Annotated in this window: 17 protein-coding genes; 11 read left to right on the top strand and 6 right to left on the bottom strand. The window is 66.4% G+C overall.

All coding sequences use genetic code 11. The features are described from left to right. Positions 1-47: 47 nt before the first annotated feature. From AC5Y5W_RS24030 to AC5Y5W_RS24040, 3 genes are all read right to left on the bottom strand, one after another. A complete protein-coding gene (locus tag AC5Y5W_RS24030) occupies positions 48-545 on the bottom strand; it encodes a methylated-DNA--[protein]-cysteine S-methyltransferase (protein ID WP_500013787.1) in 498 nt (165 codons plus the stop codon). After that, entirely contained in the window at positions 542-2,029 is a 1,488-nt protein-coding gene (locus AC5Y5W_RS24035) for an AlkA N-terminal domain-containing protein (RefSeq protein ID WP_500013791.1), read from the bottom strand. Before AC5Y5W_RS24035 ends, AC5Y5W_RS24030 begins: the two co-directional genes overlap by 4 nt. A gap of 78 nt (positions 2,030-2,107) precedes the next feature. Next, positions 2,108-3,712: an adenylate/guanylate cyclase domain-containing protein gene (locus AC5Y5W_RS24040; protein ID WP_500013785.1), complete on the bottom strand. Its 1,605-nt coding sequence runs from the start codon at positions 3,710-3,712 to the stop codon at positions 2,108-2,110. Positions 3,713-3,761: 49 nt separating this feature from the next. Between AC5Y5W_RS24040 and nucS the strand changes: the two genes are divergently transcribed. Together nucS and AC5Y5W_RS24050 are read left to right on the top strand one after the other, a co-directional pair. After that, positions 3,762-4,433: an endonuclease NucS gene (gene nucS, locus AC5Y5W_RS24045; RefSeq protein ID WP_500013784.1), complete on the top strand. Its 672-nt coding sequence runs from the start codon at positions 3,762-3,764 to the stop codon at positions 4,431-4,433. A gap of 21 nt (positions 4,434-4,454) precedes the next feature. Further along, the gene (locus AC5Y5W_RS24050; protein WP_500013782.1) at positions 4,455-4,751 is read left to right on the top strand and encodes an Rv1322 family protein; all 297 of its coding nucleotides are present in this window, start codon (positions 4,455-4,457) and stop codon (positions 4,749-4,751) included. Between the two features lie 4 nt (positions 4,752-4,755). Here the strand turns inward: AC5Y5W_RS24050 and mce are convergent, their stop codons facing one another. Further along, positions 4,756-5,238: a methylmalonyl-CoA epimerase gene (gene mce, locus AC5Y5W_RS24055; RefSeq protein WP_500013781.1), complete on the bottom strand. Its 483-nt coding sequence runs from the start codon at positions 5,236-5,238 to the stop codon at positions 4,756-4,758. Positions 5,239-5,319: 81 nt separating this feature from the next. On the opposite strand from mce, the gene AC5Y5W_RS24060 reads away from it, so the two are divergent. Continuing rightward, on the top strand, positions 5,320-6,501 hold the full coding sequence (locus AC5Y5W_RS24060; RefSeq protein ID WP_500013789.1) for an acetyl-CoA C-acetyltransferase: 1,182 nt from the start codon (positions 5,320-5,322) through the stop codon (positions 6,499-6,501). A gap of 144 nt (positions 6,502-6,645) precedes the next feature. Beyond that, positions 6,646-7,560: a co-chaperone YbbN gene (locus AC5Y5W_RS24065; RefSeq protein WP_500013780.1), complete on the top strand. Its 915-nt coding sequence runs from the start codon at positions 6,646-6,648 to the stop codon at positions 7,558-7,560. Positions 7,561-7,585: 25 nt separating this feature from the next. On the opposite strand, the gene glgB is transcribed toward AC5Y5W_RS24065, so the two are convergent. After that, positions 7,586-9,781 (bottom strand): 1,4-alpha-glucan branching protein GlgB, encoded by a 2,196-nt coding sequence (glgB, locus tag AC5Y5W_RS24070; RefSeq protein WP_500013779.1) that lies wholly within the window; start codon positions 9,779-9,781, stop codon positions 7,586-7,588. Positions 9,782-9,788: 7 nt separating this feature from the next. Beyond that, entirely contained in the window at positions 9,789-11,867 is a 2,079-nt protein-coding gene (locus AC5Y5W_RS24075) for an alpha-1,4-glucan--maltose-1-phosphate maltosyltransferase (protein WP_500013778.1), read from the bottom strand. A gap of 146 nt (positions 11,868-12,013) precedes the next feature. Between AC5Y5W_RS24075 and glgP the strand changes: the two genes are divergently transcribed. The 7 genes from glgP (at position 12,014) to AC5Y5W_RS24110 (ending at position 26,138) form a co-directional block, all read left to right on the top strand. Beyond that, complete coding sequence (gene glgP, locus AC5Y5W_RS24080; protein ID WP_500013777.1) at positions 12,014-14,593, top strand: alpha-glucan family phosphorylase; 2,580 nt, start codon at positions 12,014-12,016, stop codon at positions 14,591-14,593. 122 nt (positions 14,594-14,715) lie between these two features. Beyond that, the gene (locus AC5Y5W_RS24085) at positions 14,716-18,012 is read left to right on the top strand and encodes an MFS transporter (RefSeq protein WP_500013776.1); all 3,297 of its coding nucleotides are present in this window, start codon (positions 14,716-14,718) and stop codon (positions 18,010-18,012) included. Beyond that, entirely contained in the window at positions 18,005-18,916 is a 912-nt protein-coding gene (locus AC5Y5W_RS24090; RefSeq protein WP_500013775.1) for a DegV family protein, read from the top strand. Before AC5Y5W_RS24085 ends, AC5Y5W_RS24090 begins: the two co-directional genes overlap by 8 nt. Then, on the top strand, positions 18,909-19,778 hold the full coding sequence (locus AC5Y5W_RS24095; RefSeq protein ID WP_500013774.1) for a DegV family protein: 870 nt from the start codon (positions 18,909-18,911) through the stop codon (positions 19,776-19,778). Before AC5Y5W_RS24090 ends, AC5Y5W_RS24095 begins: the two co-directional genes overlap by 8 nt. 26 nt (positions 19,779-19,804) lie before the next feature. Then, positions 19,805-20,668: a DegV family protein gene (locus AC5Y5W_RS24100; protein ID WP_500013773.1), complete on the top strand. Its 864-nt coding sequence runs from the start codon at positions 19,805-19,807 to the stop codon at positions 20,666-20,668. Positions 20,669-20,833: 165 nt separating this feature from the next. Next, complete coding sequence (locus tag AC5Y5W_RS24105; protein WP_500013772.1) at positions 20,834-21,700, top strand: DegV family protein; 867 nt, start codon at positions 20,834-20,836, stop codon at positions 21,698-21,700. Between the two features lie 7 nt (positions 21,701-21,707). Continuing rightward, positions 21,708-26,138 carry a protein kinase domain-containing protein gene (locus tag AC5Y5W_RS24110; RefSeq protein WP_500013770.1) on the top strand — a complete coding sequence of 1,477 codons (4,431 nt, stop codon included), beginning with the start codon at positions 21,708-21,710 and terminating at the stop codon, positions 26,136-26,138. Positions 26,139-26,151: the final 13 nt, after the last annotated feature.

Raw genomic sequence — 26,151 nt, forward strand, 5'->3', positions numbered from 1 at the left:
CAAAAAAGGGCACCCCACAAAGGTGCCCTTTTTTATTTCCAAAAACGCTAGTCGAAAAGTGTCAACGTCGCCGATTTGCGGCTTTTCTCTAATTCGAGCAGCGTTCGTTTACGCTGCAGTCCGCCGCCATAACCGGTGAGGCTGCCGCTTGCGCCAATAACTCGGTGGCAGGGCACGATAATCGCGATCGGATTTCGGCCATTGGCCAGGCCGACCGCGCGAGCGGCTCCCGGCGCGCCGATCTGTTCGGCGATCTCTCCGTAGGACCGGGTTTCTCCATATGGAATCGTCATCAACGCCTGCCACACGCGCCGCTGAAACGCGCTGCCCGCCATGCTCAACTCGATGTCGAAGTCGGTGCACTCGCCGGCGAAATACGCGTTGAGCTGGTCGACCGCCGCCGGGAAGGCGGTGTCCTCGGGCACCCAGTCGGCGCGGCTCGGCTCGTAGGTCTGGTCCACCATGCGCAGGTTAGTCAGGACATGGTCATGTCCAGCCAAGGTCAGCAGGCCGATCGGGCTGTCGATGGTGCGGTAGTAGATCATGCAATCTCCTTCGATGGCCAATGGTTCACCGGGTGGTCCAGCGTCGTCCACAGATGCTGGGTGGCGTAGGAACGCCAGGGCCGCCAGGCCTGGCTGCGAGCGATGAGCGCACGCTGTCCGGCAGGCAACCCCAATTGTTCTGCGGCCAGTCGCAGCCCAAGGTCGCTGGCGGGAAAGGCATCTGGGTCGCCAAGTCCACGCATGGCGATCACTTCTGCGGTCCAGGGGCCCACTCCGGGCAGGGCGAGCAGCTGTCGCCGGGCGCCCTGCCAGTCGCAGCCCGCATCCAGCGTCAGATTGCCGTCGGCCAGCCCGGTGACAAGCGCTGTCAGCGTTCGGCGACGGGCCGCCGGAACGGCCAGGTGGGTCGGGTCGATGTCGGCGAGCTCCTCGACCGACGGGAAGGTATGCGTCAGCGCTCCGCCGACGTCGTGCACCGGCTGCCCGTAGCCGGCGACCAACCGGGCTGCATGGGTACGGGCGGCCTTCGTCGAGACCTGCTGACCCAACACGGCGCGGATGGCCAGTTCGTTTTCGTCGACAGTGCGGGGGATCCGTTGTCCGGGCGCCTTGGCCACCACAGCGGCCAATTCGGGGTCCGACCCCAAGACGTCGATCACCGCTTCCGGATCGGCGTCCAGGTCCAACAAGCGTCGGCAACGGGCGATAGCGGTCGTCAGATCGCGAAAGTCATCGAGTACGAGGTGACAGCGGACGTGGTCTGGCGCCGGCGTCAAACTGACGATGCCGTTGCCGGACGGAAGCCGAAGGGTGCGGCGATACCCGCCATCGCGTACTTCTTCGCATCCGGGTATGGCACCGGCCGCCAGATGACCGAAAACGCCGTCGTAAGCGAACGGCGCCCGAACCGGCAGGCGCACCGATACCGCTCCCGGCGAGCCGGCGGCGCACGCGAACCGGGCTGCCGCGCGCTTGCGCAGCGACGTCGGCGTGCTGTCGCACACTGTGCGCACCGTGTCATTGAACTGGCGAATACTGGAAAACCCCGCGGCAAACGCGACGTCGCTCAACGGCAGATCCGTCGTCTCGATCAGCACCCGAGCCGTTTGGGTCCGTTGGGCGCGGGCCAGGGCAAGTGGGCCGGCCCCAACCTCGGCTTGCAGCAGGCGCTCGAGTTGGCGCGTGGTGTAACCGAGGTGGCCGGCCAGGCCGCTGACCCCTTCGCGGTCCACGGTGCCATCGGCGATAAGCCGCATCGCCCGCGCGACAATGTCGCCGCGCACATTCCACTCGGGTGAGCCCGGCGATGCGTCCGGACGACACCGTTTGCACGCGCGGAATCCTGCCCGCTGCGCGGCCGCCGCGGTCGGATAGAACCGCACATTGCGGGCGAGCGGGGGACGGGCCGGACAGCTGGGACGGCAATAGATCCCGGTGCTGAGCACCGCGGTGACAAACCAACCGTCGAACCGGGCGTCCTTGGACTGCACGGCCCGGTAGCAGCGGTCGAAGTCTTCATGCACGATTGCCACAATTACACCTGACCACCGACATCACTGGCGGAAAAACGACATCGTGGTGGATTGACGGGCCGGATCCGGCTACCCGGGCGAAGCGATCCTGGTCGGTTGGTCGTGGCCGCGCAGCGTCACAGTCTCGCCCAACGTCCAGTGGTCACGTTCGCTGTCGGTCGCGCCGTCCAGTACCTCCGAGGACGCCAGCAATCGGGTGGGATGCGATTTGGCCAGGTCGCACAGCCGGGCCGCCTCGTTGACCGGCTCACCGATCACCGTGTACTCGAACCGCTCCTTGGCGCCGACATTGCCGGCGACGACCTCTCCGGCCGCCACCCCGATGCCGGCCAAACATTCCTGCACTTCGCTGCCGAGCCGCCGTGCGATGGCTCGCGCGGCGGCCAACGCCTCATCTTCGGGGTGTTCGAGGCGATTGGGGGCGCCGAAAACCGCCAGCGTCGCGTCACCCTCGAATTTGTTGACCAGCCCGCGATGGCGGTCGACTTCGTCGACGATCACGGCAAAGAACCGGTTGAGCAGTTGGACGAGTTCGGCCGGTGGTCGGCTGGTCACCAGCTGTGTCGAGTCCTCGATATCGACGAAAACCACTGCGACATGGCGCTCTTCGCCGCCCAACTGCGGCCGCTCACGTTCGGCGGCAGCGGCGACCTCACGCCCGACGTGCCGGCCGAACAGGTCGCGCACCCGCTCCCGGTCCCGCAATCCGGCGACCATCGCGTTGAATCCACTTTGCAACTCGCCCAGTTCGGTCCCGTCGAACACCACCAAATCGCCTCGCAGGTCGCCCTGTTCGACGCGCTTGAGCGCCGCGCGCACCACCCGCACCGGTGTGGCGATCAGCCAGGAGAGCAGCCACATCAGCGTGAAACCGAAGATCAGTGTTGCCACCGACAGGATCAGTACCGCAACACCGAACTGCGTCTGGGTCAGATTCCGCAGCGTCAACGCGAAAAACGCGGTCAGTGCGATGCCCACGACGGGGACGCCCGAGCCGAGCATCCAGACCACCATGGTTCGGCCCATGATGCCCGGCGCGAGCCGCCGCGGCGGTGGCCCGGCCTGTAGTGCCTGGGCGGCCACCGGGCGCAAGGTGAACTCGGTGATCAGGTAGCAGCCGGTACCCACCAGCACGCCGCAGAAGCTGGTCGAGAATAGGACCTGCGGGATGAACAGACTGTTTTCCAGGCCGTAGAGGGTGGTGAACAGCGCCGCACCAACCGCCCACAGACCGAAGGTGACGATGGCGACTCGTGCCGGGGCCTGAAATGTGTTGCTCTCGTCGGTCTGGTTCGGGCTGCGTTCCTCGATCGCCCATCGCAGCGCGGTGACGGTGCGCCGGGTGATCCAGTAGGTGCCCAGTACCAGAGCGACGACGATGTAGGCCGGTACCAGCGCGTATGTCAGCCATGCCGGTGCATCGCTGAAGACGCTGGGCACCGGAAAGGCGACCGTCAGCAACAGCGCGTCGACGCCCATTCCGATGAGATTTGTCCCCACAATGAACACGGTCAGGATGACCTGAATCCGCACCCGGCGGCGGGCCTGGCTCTCCGAAACCCGTCCCAGCAGCCAGGAGCCGTATGCCGGGGTCTCGGACAGCCGACCGCTTTGCCGGGTCACGCGCTCCAGGACCCGCCCGAGACGCTGTGCCACCGTTTTCTTGGCCATCATGGTGGCGTCAGCCTAATTTGTCCGGCGGCCGGACCTTAAGGTGAGTCGGGTGCGTCTCGTGATCGCCCAGTGCACGGTCGACTACCTCGGTCGGCTCACCGCCCATCTCCCCTCTGCGCGCCGGCTGCTGCTGTTCAAGGCCGACGGCTCGGTCAGTGTGCACGCCGACGACCGCGCCTACAAGCCGCTGAATTGGATGAGCCCGCCGTGTCGGCTCTCCGAGGACCTCGAGGGTCCGCTGCCGGTATGGGTGGTGGAGAACAAGGCCGGCGAGCAGTTGCGCATCACCGTCGAGGGGATCGAGCACGACTCCAGCCACGAGCTCGGCGTCGATCCCGGATTGGTCAAGGACGGCGTTGAGGCGCACCTGCAGGCATTGCTCGCCGAGCATGTCGAACTGCTGGGCACCGGATACACGTTGGTGCGCCGCGAGTACATGACTGCGATAGGACCGGTCGACTTGCTGTGCCGCGACGAGCAAGGGCGCGCCGTGGCCGTCGAAATCAAGCGGCGCGGCGAGATCGACGGCGTCGAGCAACTCACCCGCTACCTCGAGTTACTGAACCGGGACAGCCTGCTGGCGCCGGTGAGCGGAGTATTCGCCGCCCAGCAAATCAAGCCGCAGGCGCGGACTTTGGCTGTTGATCGCGGAATTCGTTGCCTGACACTCGATTACGATCAAATGCGCGGTATGGTCAGCGACGAGTACCGGCTGTTCTGAGTCGCCAAATAGACTGGGCGCATGTCCCGCCGCCGTACACCGCACCGCCGACAGCAGCCGCTACGGCCGCTGCCGGTGGCGCGACGGGTGGAAACCGGACCCGATGGCCGTCAGTACGAAGTTCGGCCGGTGGCCGCCGCGCGGGCCGTCAAGACGTATCGCTGTCCCGGTTGCGACCACGAAGTTCGTTCCGGCACAGCACATCTGGTGGTATGGCCGGCTGATTCAGGAGAGGCCGGGATGGAGGACCGCCGGCATTGGCACACGCCGTGCTGGGCACACCGCGCAACCCGCGGGCCCACCCGAAAATGGTCTTAGTGGGTCAGTGTGATTTGTCGGAATCGGCTGCCGGCTCGACCAACTCGATCAGGACACCGCCGGCGTCTTTGGGGTGGATGAAGTTGATCCGGGAATCCGCGGTGCCTCGCCGCGGTGCGTCGTAGAGCAGCCGAATGCCTTGGTCGCGCAGCCGTGCAGTCAACGTGTCCAGATCGCTGACCCGGTAGGCCAGCTGCTGGATGCCCGGGCCGCGTTTGTCGAGGAATTTCGCGATCGCCGACGACTCGTCAATCGGGGCCATCAACTGGACCTGCGCGCTGCCGACCGGGGCGCCGCGCACCGCCAGCATCGCCTCGCGGATGCCCTGGTCTTTGTTGATCTCCTCGTGCAGCACGATCATGCCGAGCGTGTCGTGATACCAGGCGATCGCCGCATCCAGATCTGCCACCGCGATGCCGACGTGGTCGACCGCTGTCACCAACGCGCTGGCCAGGGTACGACGGACGTCGACATGTTCGGTGGTCATAACGTCACGGTAACCTGGCGGGAAAGATTGCGCTTCCCCGGCCTGTTTTTTCAGCCGTTTCTGCTCGCCCCGGAGGTATTCATGACGACGTCGGTGATAGTTGCTGGAGCCCGCACGCCCATCGGGAAGTTGATGGGCTCCCTGAAAGATTTCTCGGCCAGTGACCTGGGCGCCATCGCTATTGCGGGCGCGTTGGAAAAGGCCAACGTGCCGGCCTCGGCGGTCGAGTACGTGATTATGGGCCAGGTGCTGACCGCGGGAGCCGGTCAGATGCCTGCTCGCCAGGCCGCGGTAGCGGCCGGTATCGGCTGGGATGTGCCGTCGCTGACGATCAACAAGATGTGCCTGTCCGGGATCGACTCCATTGCTCTGGCTGACCAGCTCATCCGGGCCGGCGAGTTCGATGTGGTGGTGGCCGGCGGCCAGGAGTCCATGACCAAGGCCCCGCACCTATTGATGGACAGCCGGGAGGGCTACAAGTACGGCGATGTGACGGTGTTGGACCACATGGCCTACGACGGCCTGCACGACGTGTTCACCGATCAGCCGATGGGCGCGTTGACCGAGCAACGCAACGACGCGGACAAGTTCACCCGCCGCGAACAGGACGAATTCTCGGCAGGGTCGCATCAGAAGGCGGCGGCGGCTTGGAAGGACGGCGTTTTCGCCGACGAGGTGGTGCCGGTGAGCATCCCGCAGCGCAAGGGTGATCCATTGCAGTTCAATGAGGATGAGGGCATACGCGCCAACACCACCGCCGATTCGCTGGCCGGTCTCAAGCCCGCGTTTCGTTCCGACGGCACGATCACCGCAGGCTCGTCGTCGCAGATCTCTGATGGCGCGGCCGCCGTCGTCGTGATGAACAAGGACAAAGCCACTGAGCTGGGGTTGTCGTGGCTAGTGGAGATCGGCGCGCACGGTGTGGTGGCTGGCCCGGATTCGACGCTGCAATCACAGCCCGCGAACGCGATCAAAAAGGCACTCGGCCGGGAGGGTATTGCTGCCGACCGGCTCGACGTGATCGAGATCAACGAGGCGTTCGCAGCGGTAGCACTGGCGTCGACCAGGGAACTTGGTGTCGACCCGGAGATCGTCAACGTCAACGGCGGTGCCATCGCCGTCGGGCATCCGATCGGCATGTCCGGTGCGCGCATCACGCTGCATGCGGCTCTGGAGTTGGCGCGCCGGGGCTCCGGGTATGGCGTCGCGGCGCTGTGCGGCGCGGGCGGTCAGGGCGACGCGCTGATCTTGCGGGCCGGTTAGCCAGGCCATTCGCCTGACCGGCGTTACAAAGATGGTTGCTGGCGTTGTGCGCGGCGACCGTCTCGCTCGGAATTGTGATCTTGGTCACCACGATGCTCCCGACCGGGTGACGGGCACGCCTGGCGGCGTGCCAGACTTGTCGACGTGAGCCGTCCCCGCCCTCCGATTGGGCCTGCGCTGGCCGGAGCGGTCGATCTGTCCGGCCTCAAGCAGCGCGCCCAGCCGAACGCGGCCAGCGGCAACGATGCCGCCGGCGCGGGATCGGCTGAGCTTGCCGGTGTGCCGATCACCGAGGCCAACTTCGAAGACGAGGTGCTGACCCGGTCTAACCAGGTGCCGGTGGTCGTGCTGTTGTGGTCCCCACGCAGTGATGTGTGTCTGCAGCTGGCCGACGTCCTTGCCGGACTGGTGGCCGCCGACGACGGCAAATGGTCGCTGGCGACAGTCAACGTCGACACCGCGCCCCGGGTGGCGCAGATCTTCGGTATCGAAGTGGTCCCGACCGTGGTGGCGCTGGCCGCCGGGCAGCCGCTGTCCAGCTTTCAGGGAATGCAGCCGCCCGACCAGTTGCGGCGGTGGGTGGATTCGCTGTTGTCGGCGACGGCCGGCAAGCTCAGCGGTGCACCGGGCGCCGAAGAAGACGAGGAAGTCGACCCGGCGCTGGCCCAGGCGCGGCAACAGCTCTCCGACGGTGACTTCGCGGCTGCGCTCGACTCGTACCAGGCGATTCTCGACGCCAATCCCAACCACGCCGAAGCCAACGGGGCGATCCGCCAGATCACCTTCTTGATGCGCGCGACCGAGCAGCGGCCCGACGCGGTGGCCGTCGCCGATGCAGCCCCTGACGACCTCGAGGCTGCGTTCGCCGCTGCCGACGTACAACTGCTCAACCAAGATGTGAGTGCCGCCTTCGACCGGCTGATTGCCTTGGTGCGACGGACATCCGGGGACGAGCGCACTTCCGTGCGTACCCGGCTGATCGAGCTGTTCGAGCTCTTCGATCCCGCCGATCCCGAGGTGATCACGGGCCGGCGCAACCTCGCCAACGCGCTCTACTAAGAGCGCTCCGCGCTGGTGGCGAGCGCTACTCGGGGGCCAGCCACAGCGCCGATGTCGGCGGCAACACCAACACCGCGGAAGCCGGCCGCCCGTGCCACGGCTCATCGGTGGCATCTACACCACCCATGTTGCCGACACCGGAACCGTTGTAGGCGGTCGCGTCGGTGTTGAGCACCTCACGCCACCGCCCGGCGGTGGGCAGCCCAAGGCGGTAGTTACCGTGCTCGGCTCCGGCGAAATTGAACACGCACGCCATCACCGAGCCGTCGCTGCCGTACCGCAGGAAGCTCAACACGTTGTTGGCCGAGTCGTTGGCATCGATCCAGGAGTAGCCCTCCGGGTTGGAGTCCTGGCTCCACAACGCCGGGTGACTGCGATAGGTCGCATTGATGTCGCGCACCAACGACAAAATGCCGGTGGAGAAGCCGTTCTCGTCGAGCTGATACCAGTCCAGACCGCGTTCCTCGGACCATTCGGCGCGCTGTCCGAATTCCTGGCCCATGAACAGCAACTGCTTACCGGGGTGCGCCCACTGGTAGGCCAGCAGGCTGCGTAAACCTGCGGCCTTCACATGGTCGTTGCCGGGCATGCGCCCCCACAGCGTGCCTTTACCGTGCACCACCTCGTCGTGACTGAGCGGCAGCACGAAGTTCTCGCTGAAGGCGTAGAGCATCGAAAAGGTGATCTCGTGGTGGTGATAACTACGGTGCACCGGGTCATGGCTGATGTAGTCGAGCGTGTCGTGCATCCAGCCCATGTTCCACTTCATCGAAAAGCCAAGCCCACCGACGCTTGTCGGCCGCGAGACACCCGGCCACGACGTCGACTCCTCGGCGATGGTGACAATGCCGGGCGCCGCCTTGTGTGCGGTCGCGTTCATCTCTTGTAGGAACTGCACGGCTTCCAGGTTTTCCCGGCCGCCGTAGATATTCGGCGTCCAACCGCCGACCGGACGCGAGTAGTCCAAATAGAGCATCGACGCGACGGCGTCCACGCGCAGGCCGTCGATGTGGAATTGCTCTAGCCAGTACAGCGCGTTGGCGACCAGGAAATTTCGGACTTCGGGCCGCCCGAAGTCGAACACGTAGGTGCCCCAGTCGAGTTGCTCACCGCGCTTGGGGTCGGAATGTTCGTAGAGCGCCGTGCCGTCGAAGCGGCCCAGGGCCCAGGCATCTTTCGGGAAGTGGGCCGGGACCCAGTCCACGATCACCCCGATGCCGGCCCGGTGCAAGGTATCGACGAGGACCCGAAAATCGTCGGGGGTGCCGAAGCGTGACGTCGGCGCGTAGTAGGACGTGACCTGATATCCCCACGATCCGGCAAACGGGTGCTCGGCGACAGGCAGCATCTCGACGTGGGTAAAACCGTGCTCGACAACGTAATCCGTCAACTCACGGGCCAGATCGCGGTAGCTGAGCCCCGGTCGCCACGAGCCCAGGTGAACTTCGTAGGTGCTCATCGGCTCGAAAACCGGATTGCGCTGCGCACGCTGCGTCATCCAGTCGGCGTCACGCCAGGTGTAATCACTCGATGTCACTCGTGACGCGGTGTGCGGCGGGACTTCGGTGGCGAAGGCGAACGGGTCGGCCCGGTCGGTGACGGCCCCGTCGGCGCCATGCACCCGAAACTTGTACAGGCCGTTGGGTGGGAACTCGGGCCAGAACAACTCCCACACTCCGGACGAGCCGAGCACGCGTAGTGGTGCGTCATTGCCGTTCCAGCCGTTGAAGTCACCGATCAGGCTGACGCCCTTGGCATTAGGTGCCCAGACCGCAAACGACACACCCTCGACGACGCCGTCGGCGGTAGTGAACGAGCGCGGGTGAGCGCCCAGGACCTCCCACAACCGTTCGTGGCGCCCCTCCGCGAATAGGTGCAGGTCGACTTCGCCGAGTGTCGGCAGGAAACGATAGGCGTCGGCGACGGTGTGCGGATCGGAACCGTCGTAGCTCACCTCGAGCCGGTAGTCGATGAGATCGGCGAACGGCAGCGCCACGGCGAACAGACCGGAATCGATGTGCTGCAGTGGATACCGCTGTTTGCCGACGAGCGCGACGACTTCGGTGGCGTGCGGACGAAAGGCCCGGATGACAGTGTGATCACCGTACTCGTGCGCGCCCAGAATGCCGTGCGGGTTGTGGTGTACACCGGCCAGCAGTCGATCGAGGTCATTGGGCTCGGGCGTCAGATGGGTCCGGGCCAGTTGGTCGGTTGGTGTCATCGCGGCGTCACCTCCGGCGCAGCAGCGTGCTTCGGGATTCGAGAGGTATCTGCGGCATGTTGATGATGTGGGCGACCGCCCGGCCAGGGTCGATGCGCACGTAGTTGGCTGCTCCCCACTGGTATTCCTCTCCGGTTATCTCGTCGCGCACCCAGAACCGTTCGTAGCCCTCCATACCCAGCGCGGCCATGTCCAACCACACGATGCCCTCTTCGGGCCCGAATGCGTTCAGTGTCACCACTACCAGTACGCAGTCGCCGGTAGTCGGATCGAACTTGCTGTAGGCGAGCAGGGCATCGCTGTCCACGCTGTGGAACCGGATGGTCCGCAACTCCCGCAGCGCGGGATGCAGTCGACGAATGTTGTTGAGCCGGGCGACGAACGGCTCCAGCGATCGGCCCTCGGCCAGGGCAGTGGCGAAGTCCCGGGGCCGCAACTCGTATTTCTCCGAGTCCAAGTACTCCTCACTACCCTCGCGCACCGCGCGATGCTCGAAAAGCTCGTAGCCGGAGTACATTCCCCAGGCCGGACTCATCGTCGCAGCCAGCACCGCGCGGATCGCGAACATGCCCGGGCCGTTGTGCTGCAGGATGGCATGCAGGATGTCGGGGGTGTTCACGAACAGGTTCGGGCGGCGGAAATCCGCGAATTCGGCGATCTCCTGGCCAAATTCGGTGAGTTCCCACTTGGCGGTGCGCCAGGTGAAATACGAGTAGGACTGGGTAAAGCCGAGCTTGGCCAGCCCGTACTGGCGCGCCGGCGGTGTGAAAGCCTCCGACAGGAACAGCACGTCGGGATCGATCGCTTTGACCTGGCCGATTAGCCATGCCCAGAAGTTGGGTGGCTTGGTATGCGGATTGTCGACCCGAAAGATCTTGACGCCGTGGTCCATCCAGTGCCGCACCACCCGCAGCACCTCGTCGTAGAGCCCAGCGGGATCGTTGTCGAAGTTCAGCGGGTAGATATCTTGATATTTCTTGGGCGGGTTCTCCGCATAGGCGATGGTCCCGTCGGGCAGTTCGGTGAACCACTGGCGATGTTGTCGGGACCAGGGATGGTCCGGTGCGCATTGCAGCGCCAGGTCCAGCGCCACTTCCATGTCCAGGTCGCGCACTGCGGCCACGAAGTCGTCGAAGTCGTCGATCGTGCCGAGTTTGGGATGTACTGCGTCGTGTCCGCCCTCGTCGCTGCCGATCGCCCACGGCGATCCCACGTCGCCCGGAATGGCGGTGGCGGTGTTGTTGCGGCCCTTGCGATGGATTTTGCCGATGGGATGAATCGGCGGCAGATACACGACGTCGAAGCCCATCTCCGCGATGCGGGGCAGCGCCGCGGTGGCGGTGGCAAAGGTGCCGTGCACCGGATTGCCGTCGGCGTCCCAGCCGCCCGTCGAGCGTGGGAACATCTCGTACCACGCGCCGAAGCGGGCCTCGGGCCGGTCCACCCACACTCCGTACTGTTCACCGCGGGTGACCAGCTCGCGCAGCGGGTATTGCGCCAGCAGCTCCTCGACTGTGGGTGCGAGCGCAGCGGCCGCGCGTGTCACCGGATCGCCCGGGTTGCGCAACGCGGCGGCGGCGGTCAGCAGAGGCTCGCGCCGGCTGCGGGGCACCCCGGTGGCGGCGCGTTCCAACAGCTGCGCCCCGATGAGCAGGTCATTGGACAACTCGGTCTCGCCCTGGCCGGCGTCCAACTTGGCGATGATGGAATGCCGCCAGCTGTGAATCGGGTCGCCCCAGCCGTCGACCCGGAAGGTCCACAACCCGACGCTGTCCGGGCTGAACTGCGCGTGGAAGACGTAGGGCTCTTCGCCCATGGTCATCGGGACCAGCAGCGGCTTGACCCGCGGCGGCGCCTCGGCCCCGTTTTTCAGGTCTGCCTGCACGGCCTTGATCCGCCGCGCTTCGCTGGCCTGCGGGTAGCGCGGCCCTAAGTAGCGCACCACCAGGGTCGCCGCCACCGCCTCATGGCCTTCCCGCCACACCGACGCGCTGACTGGAACTACCTCACCGACCACGGCTTTAGCCGGATACGCGCCGCACGACACGACGGGCTGGACGTCATCGATCTCGACACGACCTGGCACCGCACTCCTTCTCCCGTTCCGCGGCTCTGCAGTGAAACTCTCTTTGCGCCCAATACCCACCGTAGTGTCGGGCCACACCCGGGGCGCGTGAAAGCGCTGGCAGTCATGGCGTCACCGCGGGCCCGTCGTCAGTAAGGTATTGACGCGTGAAAGCCCTCCGCCGGTTTACCGTCCGTGCTCACCTTCCGGAACGCCTGGCGGCCTTGGAGCAGCTGTCGACCAACCTGCGGTGGTCGTGGGAGAAGCCCACGCAGGACCTCTTCGCAACGATCGACTCGGCGCTGTGGCGGCAATGCGGCCAGGATCCGGTGGCACTGCTGGGTGCAGTGACGCCGGCACGGCTCGATGAGTTGGCCGCCGACGTCGACTTTCTCCGGCGGCTCGATGAGTTGGCCGCGGACTTGGACGATTATCTGAGCCGCCCGCTGTGGTATCAGCAGCGACAAAGCGACGGCGCTGCCATGCCGTCGGCGATCGCCTATTTCTCGATGGAGTTCGGGGTCGCCGACGTGCTGCCCAACTACTCGGGCGGTTTGGGAATTCTGGCGGGCGACCACTTGAAGTCGGCGTCAGACTTGGGGCTGCCGCTGATCGCGGTCGGCTTGTACTACCGGTCCGGCTACTTTCGACAGTCGTTGACGGCTGACGGTTGGCAACAAGAAACGTATCCGTCACTGGACCCGCAGGGGTTGCCGTTACGGCTGCTCACCGATGTCGGCGGAAATCCGGTGCTGGTCGAGTTGGCCTTACCCGATACCGACCGGCTGCGCGCCCGGGTCTGGGTGGCGCAGGTCGGGCGCGTCCCGTTGCTGTTGCTCGATTCCGATGTCCCGGAAAATGAGCATGATCTGCGCGGTGTCACCGACCGCCTCTACGGCGGTGACCAGAACCACCGCATCAGACAAGAGATTCTGGCGGGCGTGGGCGGGGTGCGGGCGATCCGGGCCTTTACCGAGATTGAAGGGCTGCCCGCTCCCGAGGTTTTCCACATGAACGAGGGCCATGCCGGATTCCTCGGTGTGGAACGCATCCGCGAACTGGTCGACGCGGGACTGGACTTCGACACCGCCCTGACCGTGGTGCGGTCCTCCACGGTGTTCACCACCCACACGCCGGTGCCCGCCGGTATCGACCGGTTCCCGCTGGAGCTGGTGCAACGCTATTTCGACGACGCAGAATCGGGCCTGCTGCGGGGTCTGCCCCGCGAGCGAGTCCTGGAGCTGGGCGCCGAAGAGGATCCCGACAAATTCAACATGGCTTACATGGGTCTGCGGCTGGCCCAACGGGCCAACGGCGTCTCGCTGCTGCATGGCCGGGTCAGCCGGGTCATGTTCAACGGGCTCTGGAGCGGATTCGACCCCGACGAGGTGCCGATCGGGTCGATCACCAACGGTGTGCACGCGCCGACCTGGGCCGCCCCGCAGTGGTTGCAGCTGGGCCGCGAACTGGCCGGGGCCGATTCGTTCAGCGAACCCGAAGTCTGGGAACGGCTCCAACAGGTCGACGCGAGGCATTTGTGGGGGATCCGTTCGCAGCTGCGGGCATTGCTGGTCGACGATGTCCGGGCGAGGCTGCGGAAATCCTGCTTGGCCCGGGGAGCGTCTGATGCCGAACTGGGCTGGATCTCGACGGCGTTCGACCCCGACGTGCTCACCATCGGGTTCGCCCGCCGCGTCCCGACCTATAAGCGGTTGACGTTGATGTTGCGCGACCCGGATCGACTCGAGCAGCTGCTGCTCGACGACGACAAGCCGATCCAGTTGATCGTCGCAGGCAAGTCGCACCCGGCCGACGACGCGGGCAAAGCGCTGATTCAGCAGGTGGTGCGGTTCGCCGACCGCCCCGAGGTACGTCACCGCATCGCGTTTTTGCCCGACTACGACATGTCGATGGCACGCCGGTTGTACTGGGGTTGCGACGTCTGGCTGAACAACCCGCTGCGCCCATTGGAGGCCTGCGGAACGTCAGGGATGAAAAGCGCGCTGAACGGTGGGTTGAACCTGTCGATCCGCGACGGCTGGTGGGACGAGTGGTACGACGGCGGAAACGGTTGGGAGATTCCCTCCGCCTCCCGGGCCGCCGATGAAGCCCGTCGAGACGACTTGGAGGCCGCCGCGCTCTACGACCTGCTCGATCACTCGGTGGCGCCGACGTTCTACGAGCGAGACGAGCACGGGGTGCCGTCGCGGTGGATCGCGATGGTTCGGCACACCGTGGCGACGCTGGGCCCGAAAGTCCTGGCGTCTCGGATGGTGCGGGAGTACGTCGAGAACTACTACACGCCGGCGGCGCAGTCGCTGCGCAACACCGTCGCGAGCGAGGGCCAAGTGACGTTCGAGGCGGCGCGCGAGTTGGCCGGCTACCGCAGACGCGCATTTGCGGCGTGGCCGAAGATCCACATCACCGATGTGGACAGCACCGGTCTGCCGGACACGCCTGTGTTGGGGTCGAAGCTGACCCTGACAGCGACCGTGCAATTGGCCGGCCTGCGGCCAGACGAGGTTTCCGTTCAGGCGGTGGTCGGCCGAGTCGACGCCGGCGACGCACTGATCGAGCCGGTCACCGTCGAGATGCCGTATACCGGAACGGCTTTGGGCGGCGACGCGGTGTTCGCGATGACGACGCCGCTACCCGTCGCCGGGGCGGTCGGTTACACGGTCCGGGTGCTGCCGAAGCACCCGATGCTGGCCGGCGATACCGAACTGGGTTTGGTCACGCTTGCCTAGCCCGCGCTTGCGGGCGATCCAGCAGTTCTGAGATCACTAATTCGACGCACTTACCGCCGCTGTTCAGCGACAATTGCGACACCACCCGGGTGGGCAACCGCCGCACTGAGTAGAGGTGCGTCATGGCGAACAGAACTGCTGCCCCGTCCGCGACTCGCGGAAGGCACACCGCCGAGCGCGCCAGACACAAAAACGCCCGGGCCGCCGCCGGTGTGGACCGGGCCACGAATTTGCCGGCTAACCGCCGCTTCCGGGCAGGCCGGCGGCCCGCACCGCTCACTCGGCGCCGCCAGCCTGCGCCGACCGCGGTGTTGCTGGTGGCGGCGTTTGGCGCCTTTCTCGCGTTCCTCGACTCCACGATCGTCAACATCGCTTTCCCGGCCATCCAGCGGTACTTCCACAACAGTGATATCAGCAGCCTGTCGTGGGTGCTGAACGCCTACAACATCGCCTTCGCCGCGTTTCTGGTGGCGGGCGGCAGGCTTGCCGACCTGCTCGGGCGTAAGCGGATGTTCATCTACGGCGTGGTGTTGTTCACCGCAGCGTCCGGGCTGTGCGCGGTCGCCGGGACGGTCGGGCACCTGATTGCGTTCCGGGTCGTGCAGGGCATCGGCGCGGCGATCCTGGTGCCGGCATCACTGGCGCTTGTTGTCGAGAGTTTCGACGCCGCGCGCCGCGCTCACGGAGTGGGCCTGTGGGGCGCAGCGGCGGCCATCGCGTCGGGTCTGGGTCCGCCCATCGGCGGTGCCCTGGTGGACGCGTCGAGTTGGCGCTGGGTGTTTCTGGTCAACCTGCCGCTGGGCGTCGTGGCGGTGGTGGTGGCTCGACGGGGACTGGTCGAAAGCCGCGCCTCCGGACGGCGACGGGTGCCCGATTTGCGGGGGGCGGCGCTGCTGGCAGTCGCGCTGGGCTGTCTGACGCTCGGGTTGGTCAAGGGCCCGGATTGGGGCTGGACCGGCCCGGCAACCATCGGATCGTTTCTGGCCGCGGTGATCGCGATGCTCGGGTTTGTGCTCAGCTCGCAGAATCATCCGACGCCGCTGATCGAGCCCGCGTTTCTGCGTGTCCGATCGTTCATGGCGGCCAACACGCTGACGCTGGTCGCCAGTGCCGGGTTCTACGCCTATCTGCTGACCCACGTGTTGTTCCTGAACTACGTCTGGGGTTACAACCTGTTGCGCGCGGGCCTCGCCGTCGCGCCCGCCGCATTCGTCGCGGCGGTTGTCGCAGCGGTACTTGGCCGCGTCGCCGACCGCCACGGTTACCGCCTCATCATCATCGTCGGCGCCCTGATTTGGGCCGGCAGCCTGGTGTGGTACATCGAACGTGTCGGATCCCGACCCGATTTCCTCGGGGAGTGGCTGCCCGGTCAAATACTGCAGGGCCTGGGGGTCGGCGCGACGTTGCCGATGCTCGGTAGTGCGGCGCTGGCCGGCTTGGCCGCAGGCGGCAGTTACGCCACTGCTTCGGCGGTGGTCAGCAGCACCCGCCAGCTCGGCGCCGTGATCGGCATCGCGCTGCTGGTGATTGTGATCGGCACGCCGGCGCGCGGCGCCGCCGAAGAGGCGCTGCGGCGAGGCTGGGTGCTGGCCGCGGTGTGCTTTGCGCTGGTTGCAATCACCGGGGTGTTGCTGGGCCGTACCCGCCATGTCACCGCAGGAACAGATGAGGTCGAGCCGCCGCGGCAAATCGATCCGCGGGAATTGCGGTTGACGCCTGGGCTGGTGTCGCTGCCCGCCGAGAGCCGCTCGGCCGCAACCGGCGAGGTCGATCCGCTCGGGGCTTTGCCGCTTTTTGCCGGGCTGGACGCCATTACGTTGGCAGAGCTGCGTGACCACGCCGAGCAGATCGAGTTGGAGGCGGGGTCGTATCTCTTCCAAGCGGGCGACCCGTCCGACGCCCTCTATGTGGTGCGTAACGGCCGGCTTCAGGTGCTCCAAAACAAGGTGGTGTTAACGGAATTGGGCCGCGGCGAAGTCGTCGGCGAGCTCGGATTGCTGATCGACGCGCCGCGTTCGGCATCGGTTCGCGCCGTGCGTGACTCGACACTCATGCGACTCAGCAAGGCTCAATTCGACACGATCGCCCATTCGGGCGTCCTCGAGGTACTGATCCGGGTGCTTGCCACCCGGCTACATCAAGCTCCACCGCCGGCGGTCCCGCGCGCACCGACACCCGAAGTCGTTATCGCGATCGTCGGCGTCGACGCCCAGGCGCCAGTACCGACGGTGGCCACCGAACTGGTCACTGCGCTGTCGGGACGGCTCCAGGTGGCAGACCCGGGCCGGGTGGGCCGCGACGGGTTGGAACGCGCCGAGCGGGTCGCGGACAAGGTGGTGCTGCACGCGGCGGTCGGCGACGGCGACTGGCATGACTTCTGCTTGCGCTCGGCCGATCGTGTCGTGCTGGTTGCCGGTGACCCCGCACCGCCATTGGCGCCGATGCCGTCCCGAGCGGTGGGTGCCGACCTCGTGCTGGCGGGACCGCCCGCTGACCGCGAACATCGGCGGCAGTGGGAGGAATTGATCACGCCGCGGTCGGTGCACTCGGTCCGCCTCGCTCACGCGCCTATTGACTTGCGCCCGCTCGCCGCCCGTATCGCCGGCCGGTCGATAGGGCTGGTGCTTAGCGGTGGCGCCGCGCGGGCGTTTGCGCATCTGGGTGTACTGGAGGAGCTGGAGGCCGCCGGGGTGGTGATCGACCGGTTCGCCGGCACCAGTATGGGAGCGATCATCGCGGGATTCGCCGCCACCGGCATGGACGCAGCTGCGGTGGACGCGAACATCTACGAGTACTTCATCCGCAGTAACCCGACTAGCGACTACACCCTGCCGAGCAAGGGGCTTATCAGCGGACGTCGCACGTTGGGCGCTCTCCAAGCGGCTCATGGCGGGCGCTTAGTAGAGGAGTTGCCGAAGGAATTCCGTTGTGTCAGCGTCGATCTGCTGGCCCGGCGGACCGTCGTGCACCGCCGCGGCCGGCTCGCCGACGTCATCGGCTGTTCCCTGCGGGTGCCGGGACTGTACGCGCCGATTGTCTACGACGGCACACTGCACGTCGACGGCGGTGTGCTGGACAACCTGCCCGTCGCTGCGCTGGCGCGCGAGGAGGGGCCGTTGATCGCGGTGAGCATCGGCACCGGTAACCAGGCATGTCCCATCGACGTGACGAAAATGCCGCGCTCCCCGCGGGTTCCGAGCATCGTCGACACTCTCATGCGCACGATGACGATAGGTAGCGCCATGGCGTCGTCCGAGGTGCTGGCGCAGGCTGACCTCGCCATCCACCCCGATGTTGGCGGCGTCGGATTCCTGGAATGGCACCAGATCGACGCCGCCCGAGAGGCAGGCCGGATCGCAACTCGTGAAGCCTTGCCGCGGATCATGGAGGTGCTAGCGGGCGGGAGTGCGCGTGGCTGAAGTCGCGTTAGTCACCGACAGCACCGCCTCGCTGCCGGTCGCGCTCGACGGCCTCGAAATCACGGTGGTGTCGCAGTATTTCGACGTTGGTGGCGACGCGTCGCCCGAGGGTGGCCACGAGCTGCCTGGCCGGGGGCTGCGCGAGTCGGAGTTCGACGGTGATTTCGGACGGTTCTTTGCGGAACTGGACGCGTCGAAGACCGTCGCGACGACGTCGCCGCCCACCATCGAGGATTTTCTCGCGACCTATGAACGGCTGCTACAACAACACAGCGCTGTCGTCTCGGTGCTGATCTCCTCAAGCCTTAATCCGACCTGCTCGATGGCTCGCGAGGCAGCCGCACGGCTGAACTCTGAAGGCCGCGGTGAGCGGGTGGTGGTGATCGACTCTGCCGGCGTGGCAGGCCACCTGGGTGTCCAGGTGCTGGCGGGCGCGCGAGCGGCCGCTGCGGGCGAAGACGCCTCGGGGGTCATCGCGGCCGTGCGCCGGGCGCGCCAAGAGGTCAAGCAGTGGTTCGTTGTCGACACGCTTGAGTATCTGCGGCGCGGCGGGCGGATCGGCACCGCGGCCGCATGGCTCGGATCGGCGCTCGATCTCAAGCCGATCTTGATGATCGAATCGGAGCTTAAGGCTGTCGAGCGGGTGCGCACCCGCAGGCGCGCTATCGAGCGGTTGGTCGAGCTGATGCGGCAGCGCCGCGCGGTGGGCGCCGACCGGTGGTTCGTCACCCACACCTATGCGCACGACGACGCGAATCGGCTGGCCGAGCGTCTCGCCGAACTCTTCGGCAACGAGCCGTTGTTCATCTCGGCGGTCGGACCGGTGATCGCGACACATACCGGTCCGGGGACGGTGTCGGCCGGTGGTCTTCCCGGGGCGGCGTTGGACGGTGCGCGTGGCTGACGTCGCGGTGGTGACCGACAGCACCGGCTACCTGCCGGGTGCGCTGGCCGACAGCCTGAGCATCACGGTGGTGTCGCTGTATTACAACGTCGGTGACGGCTGGCTGCGTGAGTCGGAGTTCGACGGCGACTTCGGAAAGTTCTACGCGGCGCTGGACGCGTCGAAGAGCGTCGCGACGACGTCGGAGCCTGCCGTCGAGGATTTCGTCGTGGCCTTTGAGCGGCTGCTGCGGCAGTACAGTGCCGTCGTCGCAGTACTGATCTCCTCGGGCTTTTCCAAGACCTGCTCGAACGCTCGGGAGGCAGCCACGCGGCTGGCGTCCGAGGGCCGCGGCGGCGAGCGGGTGGTGGTGATCGACTCAGCCGGCGCGGCCGGCTCCCTTGGTATTCAAGCGCTGGCGGCCGCGCGGGCGGCCGCTGCCGGGGAAGACGAGGCGGGGGTAGTCGCGGCGGTGCGCCGGGCGCGCCAAGGGGTTAGGCAGTGGTTCGTTGTCGACACGCTCGAGTATCTGCGGCGCGGCGGGCGGATCGGCACTGCGGCGGCGTGGCTTGGATCGGCGCTCGACCTCAAGCCGATCTTGGAGATCGAATCGGAATTCAGGGCCGTTGAACGTGTGCGCACGCGCAGGCGCGCGGTGGAGCGGTTGGTTGAGCTGATGCGCTTGCGGCGCGCGGTGGGCGCCGACCGGTGGTTCGTCAACCACGCGTATGCGCATGCGGACGCGGCAATGCTCGTGGAGCGGCTGGGCACGGTGTTCGATGCGCCGCCCGAATTCGTTTCGGAGCTCGGCCCAGTCCTCGCAACGCACGCTGGTCCGGGGACGCTCTCGGTCGGAGGTCTTCCGAGTGCAGCGTTGGCGTAGCCCATCGAGGAGAAAGTGAGGATGCAGTGGCTGACGTCGCGGTGGTTACCGACAGCACTGCCTGCCTGCCGGCTGCGCTCGTCGACAGTCTCGGTGTCACGGTGGTGTCGCTGTATTACGACGTGGGCGAAGGCTGGCTGCAGGAGTCGGAGTTCGACGGTGATTTCGGACGGTTCTATGCGCAATTGGACGCGTCGAAAAGTGTGGCGACGACGTCGGCGCCTACGGTCGAGGATTTCGTTGGGGTCTTCGAACGGCTGCTGCAACAGCACAGCGCCGTCGTCGCGGTGTTGATCGGCCAGGGCTTTTCCGAAACTTGCCCGATGGCTCGGCAGGCGGCCGCACAGCTGAATGGCGGCGGTGCCGAGCGGGTGGCGGTCATCGACTCGGCGGGCGCGGCTGGTCACCTGGGTGTTCAGGTGATGGCGGCGGCGCGGGCGGCCGCAGCGGGGGACGATGCCTCGGGCGTGATCGAGGCGACCCGCCGGGCGCGTCAGGAGGTCCGACAGTGGCTGCTTGTCGACACGCTTGAGTATCTGCGGCGCGGCGGCCGGATCGGTGGCGCGGCCGCATGGCTCGGGTCCGCGCTCGACCTCAAACCGATCTTGATGGTCGAATCGGAATTCCGGCCGGTCGAACGGGTACGCACGCACAGGCGGGCTATCGAGCGGTTGGTCGAGCTGATGCGCCAGCGTCGCGCGGTGGGCGCCGATCGATGGTTTGTCAACCACGCCTTCGCGGACGAGGACGCACAGCGGATGGCCGAGCGCCTCACCGAGTTGTTCGGCAGGAAGCCGGAGTTCGTCTCGCAGTTCGGTCCGGTAGTCGCAACACACCTCGGCCCGCGGGCGTTGGCTGTGGGAGGTATTCCCTCGGCGGCGCTGGGTTAGCCGATCGCGAGGTTTGGACGAGAGTCATCGGATTTCTCTCGGTGTGAGATCTGCGGCGGTACCGTTACACGGTTAATGGTTGTGGCTGGACAGCTGGTTTACGCCAAGCAGGATGACAGCTGCGAGTGGCGATTCCCGGTGTCGGCGTCCGGTTGGAGTGCGCGCGTGGCTGACGTCGCAGTGGTTACCGACAGCACCAGTTATCTGCCGCGCGCGCTCCTCGACAGCCTTGGCGTCACGGTCGTGTCGTTGTATTACGACGTTGGTGGCGGCTGGCTGCGGGAGTCGGAGTTCGACGGCGATTTCACCCGGTTCTATGCCCAACTGGACGCGTCGAAGAGTGTCGCGACGACGTCGCCTCCTACCGTCGAGGATTTCGTCGGTGTCTTTGACCGGCTGTTGCAGCAGTACAGCGCGGTCCTCTCGGTGCTGATCTCCTCAGGTGTATCGGAGACTTGCTCGATGGCTCGGCAGGCTGCCGAAAAGCTGGCGTCTGCGGGCGCTGGCGAGCGGGTGGTGGTGATCGACTCGGCCGGCACCGCGGGCCATCTGGGTGTCGAGGTTCTGGCGGCGGCACGGGCTGCGGCGGGGGGAGCCGACCTGCAAGGCGTGATCGAGCGGATACGCCAAGCCCGCCAAGAGGTCAGGCAGTGGACCCTTCTCGACACACTCGAGTACCTGCGGCGCGGCGGGCGGGTCGGCAGCGCGGCCGCATGGATCGGATCGGCGCTCGACCTCAAGCCGATCATTGTGAGCGAATCGGAGGTCAAGGCCGTCGAACGCGTGCGCACGCGCAGACGCGGGATCGAGCGGCTGATCGAACTGATGCGACAGCGCCGCGCGGTGGGCGCCGATCGATGGTTCGTCCAACATGCGGATGCGCACGAGGACGCACAGCAGCTGGCAGAGCGTCTCGCTGGGCTGTTCGGCACGCAGCCGGAGTTCATCTCCGATCTCGGACCGGTACTCGCAACCCACCTCGGTCCGCGGGCGCTGGCCGTCGGCGGACTTCCCGGTGCGGCATTGAGGTAACTGACTCATGAGCACGGCCGCCAGTGTCGAATGCAGCCAGTGCGGGACCGGGAACCGGCCCCAGGCCAGATTCTGCGGAGGCTGTGGCGCCCCGATGGTGGTCGAGGTTGCCTGCCCGCGGTGCGGTGCGCGCAACCCCGGCTCGCAGCGCTTCTGTGACGAGTGCGGCTCCCAGCTGGCCATCCAGTCTGTGCCGGCGCAGCCGGCCGAGACGCCGGTGCCCAAAGCGCTTGCGGACAACCGATACACGCTCGGCCGCCTACTCGGTGAAGGCGCCGGCAAACGGGTGTACCTGGCCACCGACACCCGCCTGCAGCGTGAGGTGGCCGCAGCCCTCTTCAAGGCCGCGGGGTCGGACGAAACCGCCATGCACCGGGCGCGCCGAGAAGCCGAGGCGATGGCGAAGCTCGGCGAGCACGCCAACATCGTCAACGTGTACGACTTCGGCGAGGAATCGGGCCAGCTCTATCTGATCAGCCAGTACATGGCCGGCGGTGACCTCTATGACCTGCTCTCAGACGCAGCGGATCATCGGCTCGCAGTCGAGGAAGTGGTCCGGATCGGAATGGACATCGCCAGTGGGCTTGCGCACGCGCACGCCCATGGCGTCGTGCATCGTGACGTCAAACCCCAGAATGTGTGGCTAACCCCCGACGGCGCCGCCAAGATAGGCGACTTCGGTCTTGCGGTCGCCGAAGGGGGCACGCGCGTAACAGCCGTGGGAACGATTATCGGCACGGTCGCCTACATGCCACCTGAGCAAGGTCTCGGTCGCGGTTCGGACGCACGCTCGGACATCTATTCGTTGGGTGCGCTGCTTTACGAATTACTCTGCGGGATACCACCGTTCGTGGGTGAGTCAGCGGCCGCGGTTGTCTCCCAGCACGTTTCGACCGCACCGGTCGCGCCGAGCGGACATCGCTCCGGCGTTCCGGCGGCGCTCGACCAGTTGCTGCTGAGGATGTTGGCCAAGGCGCCGGAAGCCCGTCCCCAGCAAGCAGCCGACGTTCGCGATGCGCTTGGGGCGATCGCTGCCGTCGTGGCCGGTGGTGATACCGCGACTCACGACATGGCGGCGCTCGACCGGATCACTGACAGCGGTTTCGTCGGGCGGGAGCGCGAGATGCAAGAGCTGCGCGCAGCGGTCGACGACACGGCCGGCCGCCGCGGACGCACGGTGCTGATAAGCGGTGAGTCTGGAATCGGCAAGACACGGCTCGCGTCGGAGGCTGCGGCATACGCTGCGCTGCGAGGCGCGCAGGTGCTGTGGGGGCGCTGTTACGCGGGCGAGGGCGCTCCTGCCTACTGGCCGTGGATACAGGTGATCCGCGACTATGCCCGCGAGCACGACGCCGAGACGGTCGCTTCTGACCTGGGCTCTGGCGCGTTCGAGATCGGACAAATCGTCTCCGAGGTGCGCGAGCGGATGCCGGAGATCCCGGAGTCGCCGCCGCTCGACGCCGAGCAGGCGCGTTTTCGCTTGTTCGATTCGGTTTCGCGATTCCTGCTCGGAGCTTCCGAGCGTCAGCCACTTGCGATCTTCCTCGAAGACCTGCAGCAGGCCGACCGTCCCTCGCTGATGCTGCTGGCTTTCGTCGCGCGTGAGCTGTCCCGTTCGCGGGTTTTACTGCTTGCCACTTATCGCGACGACGAGGCGCCCGGCGAGCACCTGAACGAAGCGTTGACCGCACTCAGCAAGGAGCGGGGCTACACCCGCGTCAGGCTGCGTGGGCTATCCGATCAGCACGTCAAGGCCATGCTGGAAGCGGTGTTGCAACAACCACTCGAGCAGCGAGATGAGCTCACCCTCGCAGACGCCATTTGCCGTGAATCCGAAGGAAATCCGTACTTCACCGAGGAGATCATCCGCCATCTGATCGATTCTGAAGTGCTCGACTGGCGCGACGGCCGCTGGGTTACCGATATCCGGGGAGGCGACGAGCTCGGGATTCCCCGCGGGGTCCGGGAGGTCGTTTCCCATCGGTTGGAGAAGCTGCCGACTGACACGCTCGAGATGTTGTCGACGGCCGCGGTGATCGGCCGTGAGTTCGATCTGCAGATTCTGACGCACGTCAGCGGTCTGGAGGCAGGCGTCGCCCTCGAACGGCTGCAGACAGCCCTCGACGGAGCGATAGTGACGCAGGCCGCCGGCGAGCCCGGCAGGTACGTCTTCGCGCACGCCGCCACCCGTGACGCGCTGTATGACGACCTGTCCACGCTGCGCCGCTCTGCGCTGCACATCGCGGCCGGCGAGGCCATCGAGGAGCTTTACGAAGACCGGATCGAGTCCCATCTGTCGGCGATCGCCTACCACCTCGCGAAGGCGGCGCCGCAGGGTGACGTCAGCAAGGCTGCCGACTACGCCTGGTGGGCGGGCGAACGGGCGGCATCGACGTATGCCTACGAAGACGCCGTCGGGCTCTTCGAGACGGCCCTGCGGCTGTTCGACATGCTCCCGGAGGTGCCGCAGCGCCGATGCGATCTGCTGCTGGCGCTCGGCGACGCGCGATGGGGGGCCGGCGAAGTTGAAAGGGCCCGTGCGGCTTTCGGCGAGGCAGCGTCGATGGCACGTGAACTCGCACTCAACGACCACTACGCGCGTGCCGCACTCGGCTACGGCGGTGGTCCGGGCGGTTTCTCGATCACCGATCGTGCCGACGAGAAGTTGGTGGCGATGTTGGACGAGGCACTGGAGGTGTTGCCGACGCGGGATAGTGCGCTGCGGGTGACAGTGCTTGCCCGGCTGGCCCTCGAGCTCCGCTGCAAGGGCGCGCTGGAAGAAGCCGATCGGGCAAGCGCGGAGGCCATCGAGATGGCCGAGCGTGTCGGTGACACGAAGATTCTGCTGCTGGCCATGCACAGCCGTCAGTGGTCGACGCTGGGCCCTGACCGGCTCGACGAAGCGATCAAGTCGGGCGAGGAGATGGCGCGGCTCGCCAGGATCGTCGGTGATCGCGACATGGAATTCGAAGGCCACCATCTGCGGCTGATCGCGCTTGCACAGCTCGGCGACTTCCGGGCGGTCGATGAGGAGATCATGGCGTGCGACCGGCTGGCCGGTGAACTGCGTCAGCCGCGCTACCTGTGGCAGGCCGCGGTGTTCCGCGCGATGCGAGCGCTGATGCGGGGTCGCCATCAGGAGTCCGAGCGGCTCGCACAGACGGCGTTGTCGATCGGCCAGCGCGCCGAGCGGGAGGTGGCCGGAGTCGTGTTCGGCGCGCACTCCTTCCTGACCCGGTTGGCGGATGGCAGCCTGGACCAGCTCAGAGACGCCGGTCGTGAGGCCGCTTCACGCTACGGCCAGGCCTGGCCGTCGGCCTATGTGTGGCTGCTCACCGAGATCGGCCAACTCGACGAGGCCCGTGCCAGGTTTGCCGACCTGACGGCGGACGGCATCGAGGCGCTCCGCCGCAGCAGTGACTGGTTGACGTCGATCTGCGCACTCGCTATCGCCTCGATCGCGATTGGCGACCGCCAAGCCGCAAGCACGCTCTACGAACTGCTGGTGCCCTACGAGGAACGCTGCACCCTGTTCCTGGCCGGCGCCGGCTGTCTGGGCTCCAACCATGTGTTCCTCGGCTTCGCCGCGGCGGCCGCCGAGCGTCACGAGGATGCTGCCCGCCACTTCGAACTCGCGCTCTCGCGCAATGCCGAGATTGGCTGCGACTACGTGACCCCTCGGGTGTGCTGCGAGTACGCCCGCATGTTGCTCAGCACACGTGAGCCGGCGGATCGGGAGAAGGCTATGGGCCTGATCGACCGCGGAGTTGCGCTTGCTCGCCAGATCGGCATGCGCGCCGAGGCCGACCGGCTCACGCGACTGCGCCATGAGCACCAAGAGCAGAAGTCGACGCTGGGATGGTCGGCTCTGGAAAGCGTTGCGCAGTCCGTCGAAATGGAACGGCCCGACCTCGGCGCGGTGGCCGCGCCCAACGGAACCGTCACGATCATGTTCTCGGATATCGAAGGCTCCACGGTCCTCGCCGAGGAGTTGGGCGACGAGCGTTGGCTGAAGGTGCTGCACCGCCACAACGCTCTTATCCGAGGCCATCTGGCCGCGCACCACGGCTTCGAGGTCAAATCGCAGGGCGACGGATTCATGGTGGCATTCGCCAGCGCCGGCAACGCGATCCGTTGTGCAGTCGCGATCCAGCGCGACTTCGCGGCGCGTCGCGATCATTCCGGTAGCCAGGTGCTGCGCGTCCGGATCGGACTGCACACCGGAGAGGTGATCCGCGAACAGGACGACTTCTTTGGGCACACCGTGATCCTGGCGGCGCGGATCGGGGCGAAAGCCAACGGCGGCCAGATCCTCGTGTCAGAAGTACTGCGCGGCTTGGTCGCCGGCAGTCACGACTTCCGATTCGGTGAGTCCCGGGAGGAACAACTCAAGGGACTGCGAGATACCCAGCGAGTCTATGAGGTGTGCTGGCATTAGCGCATCCGCCCAA

It is taken from the genome of Mycobacterium sp. NGS51 (assembly GCF_059812525.1).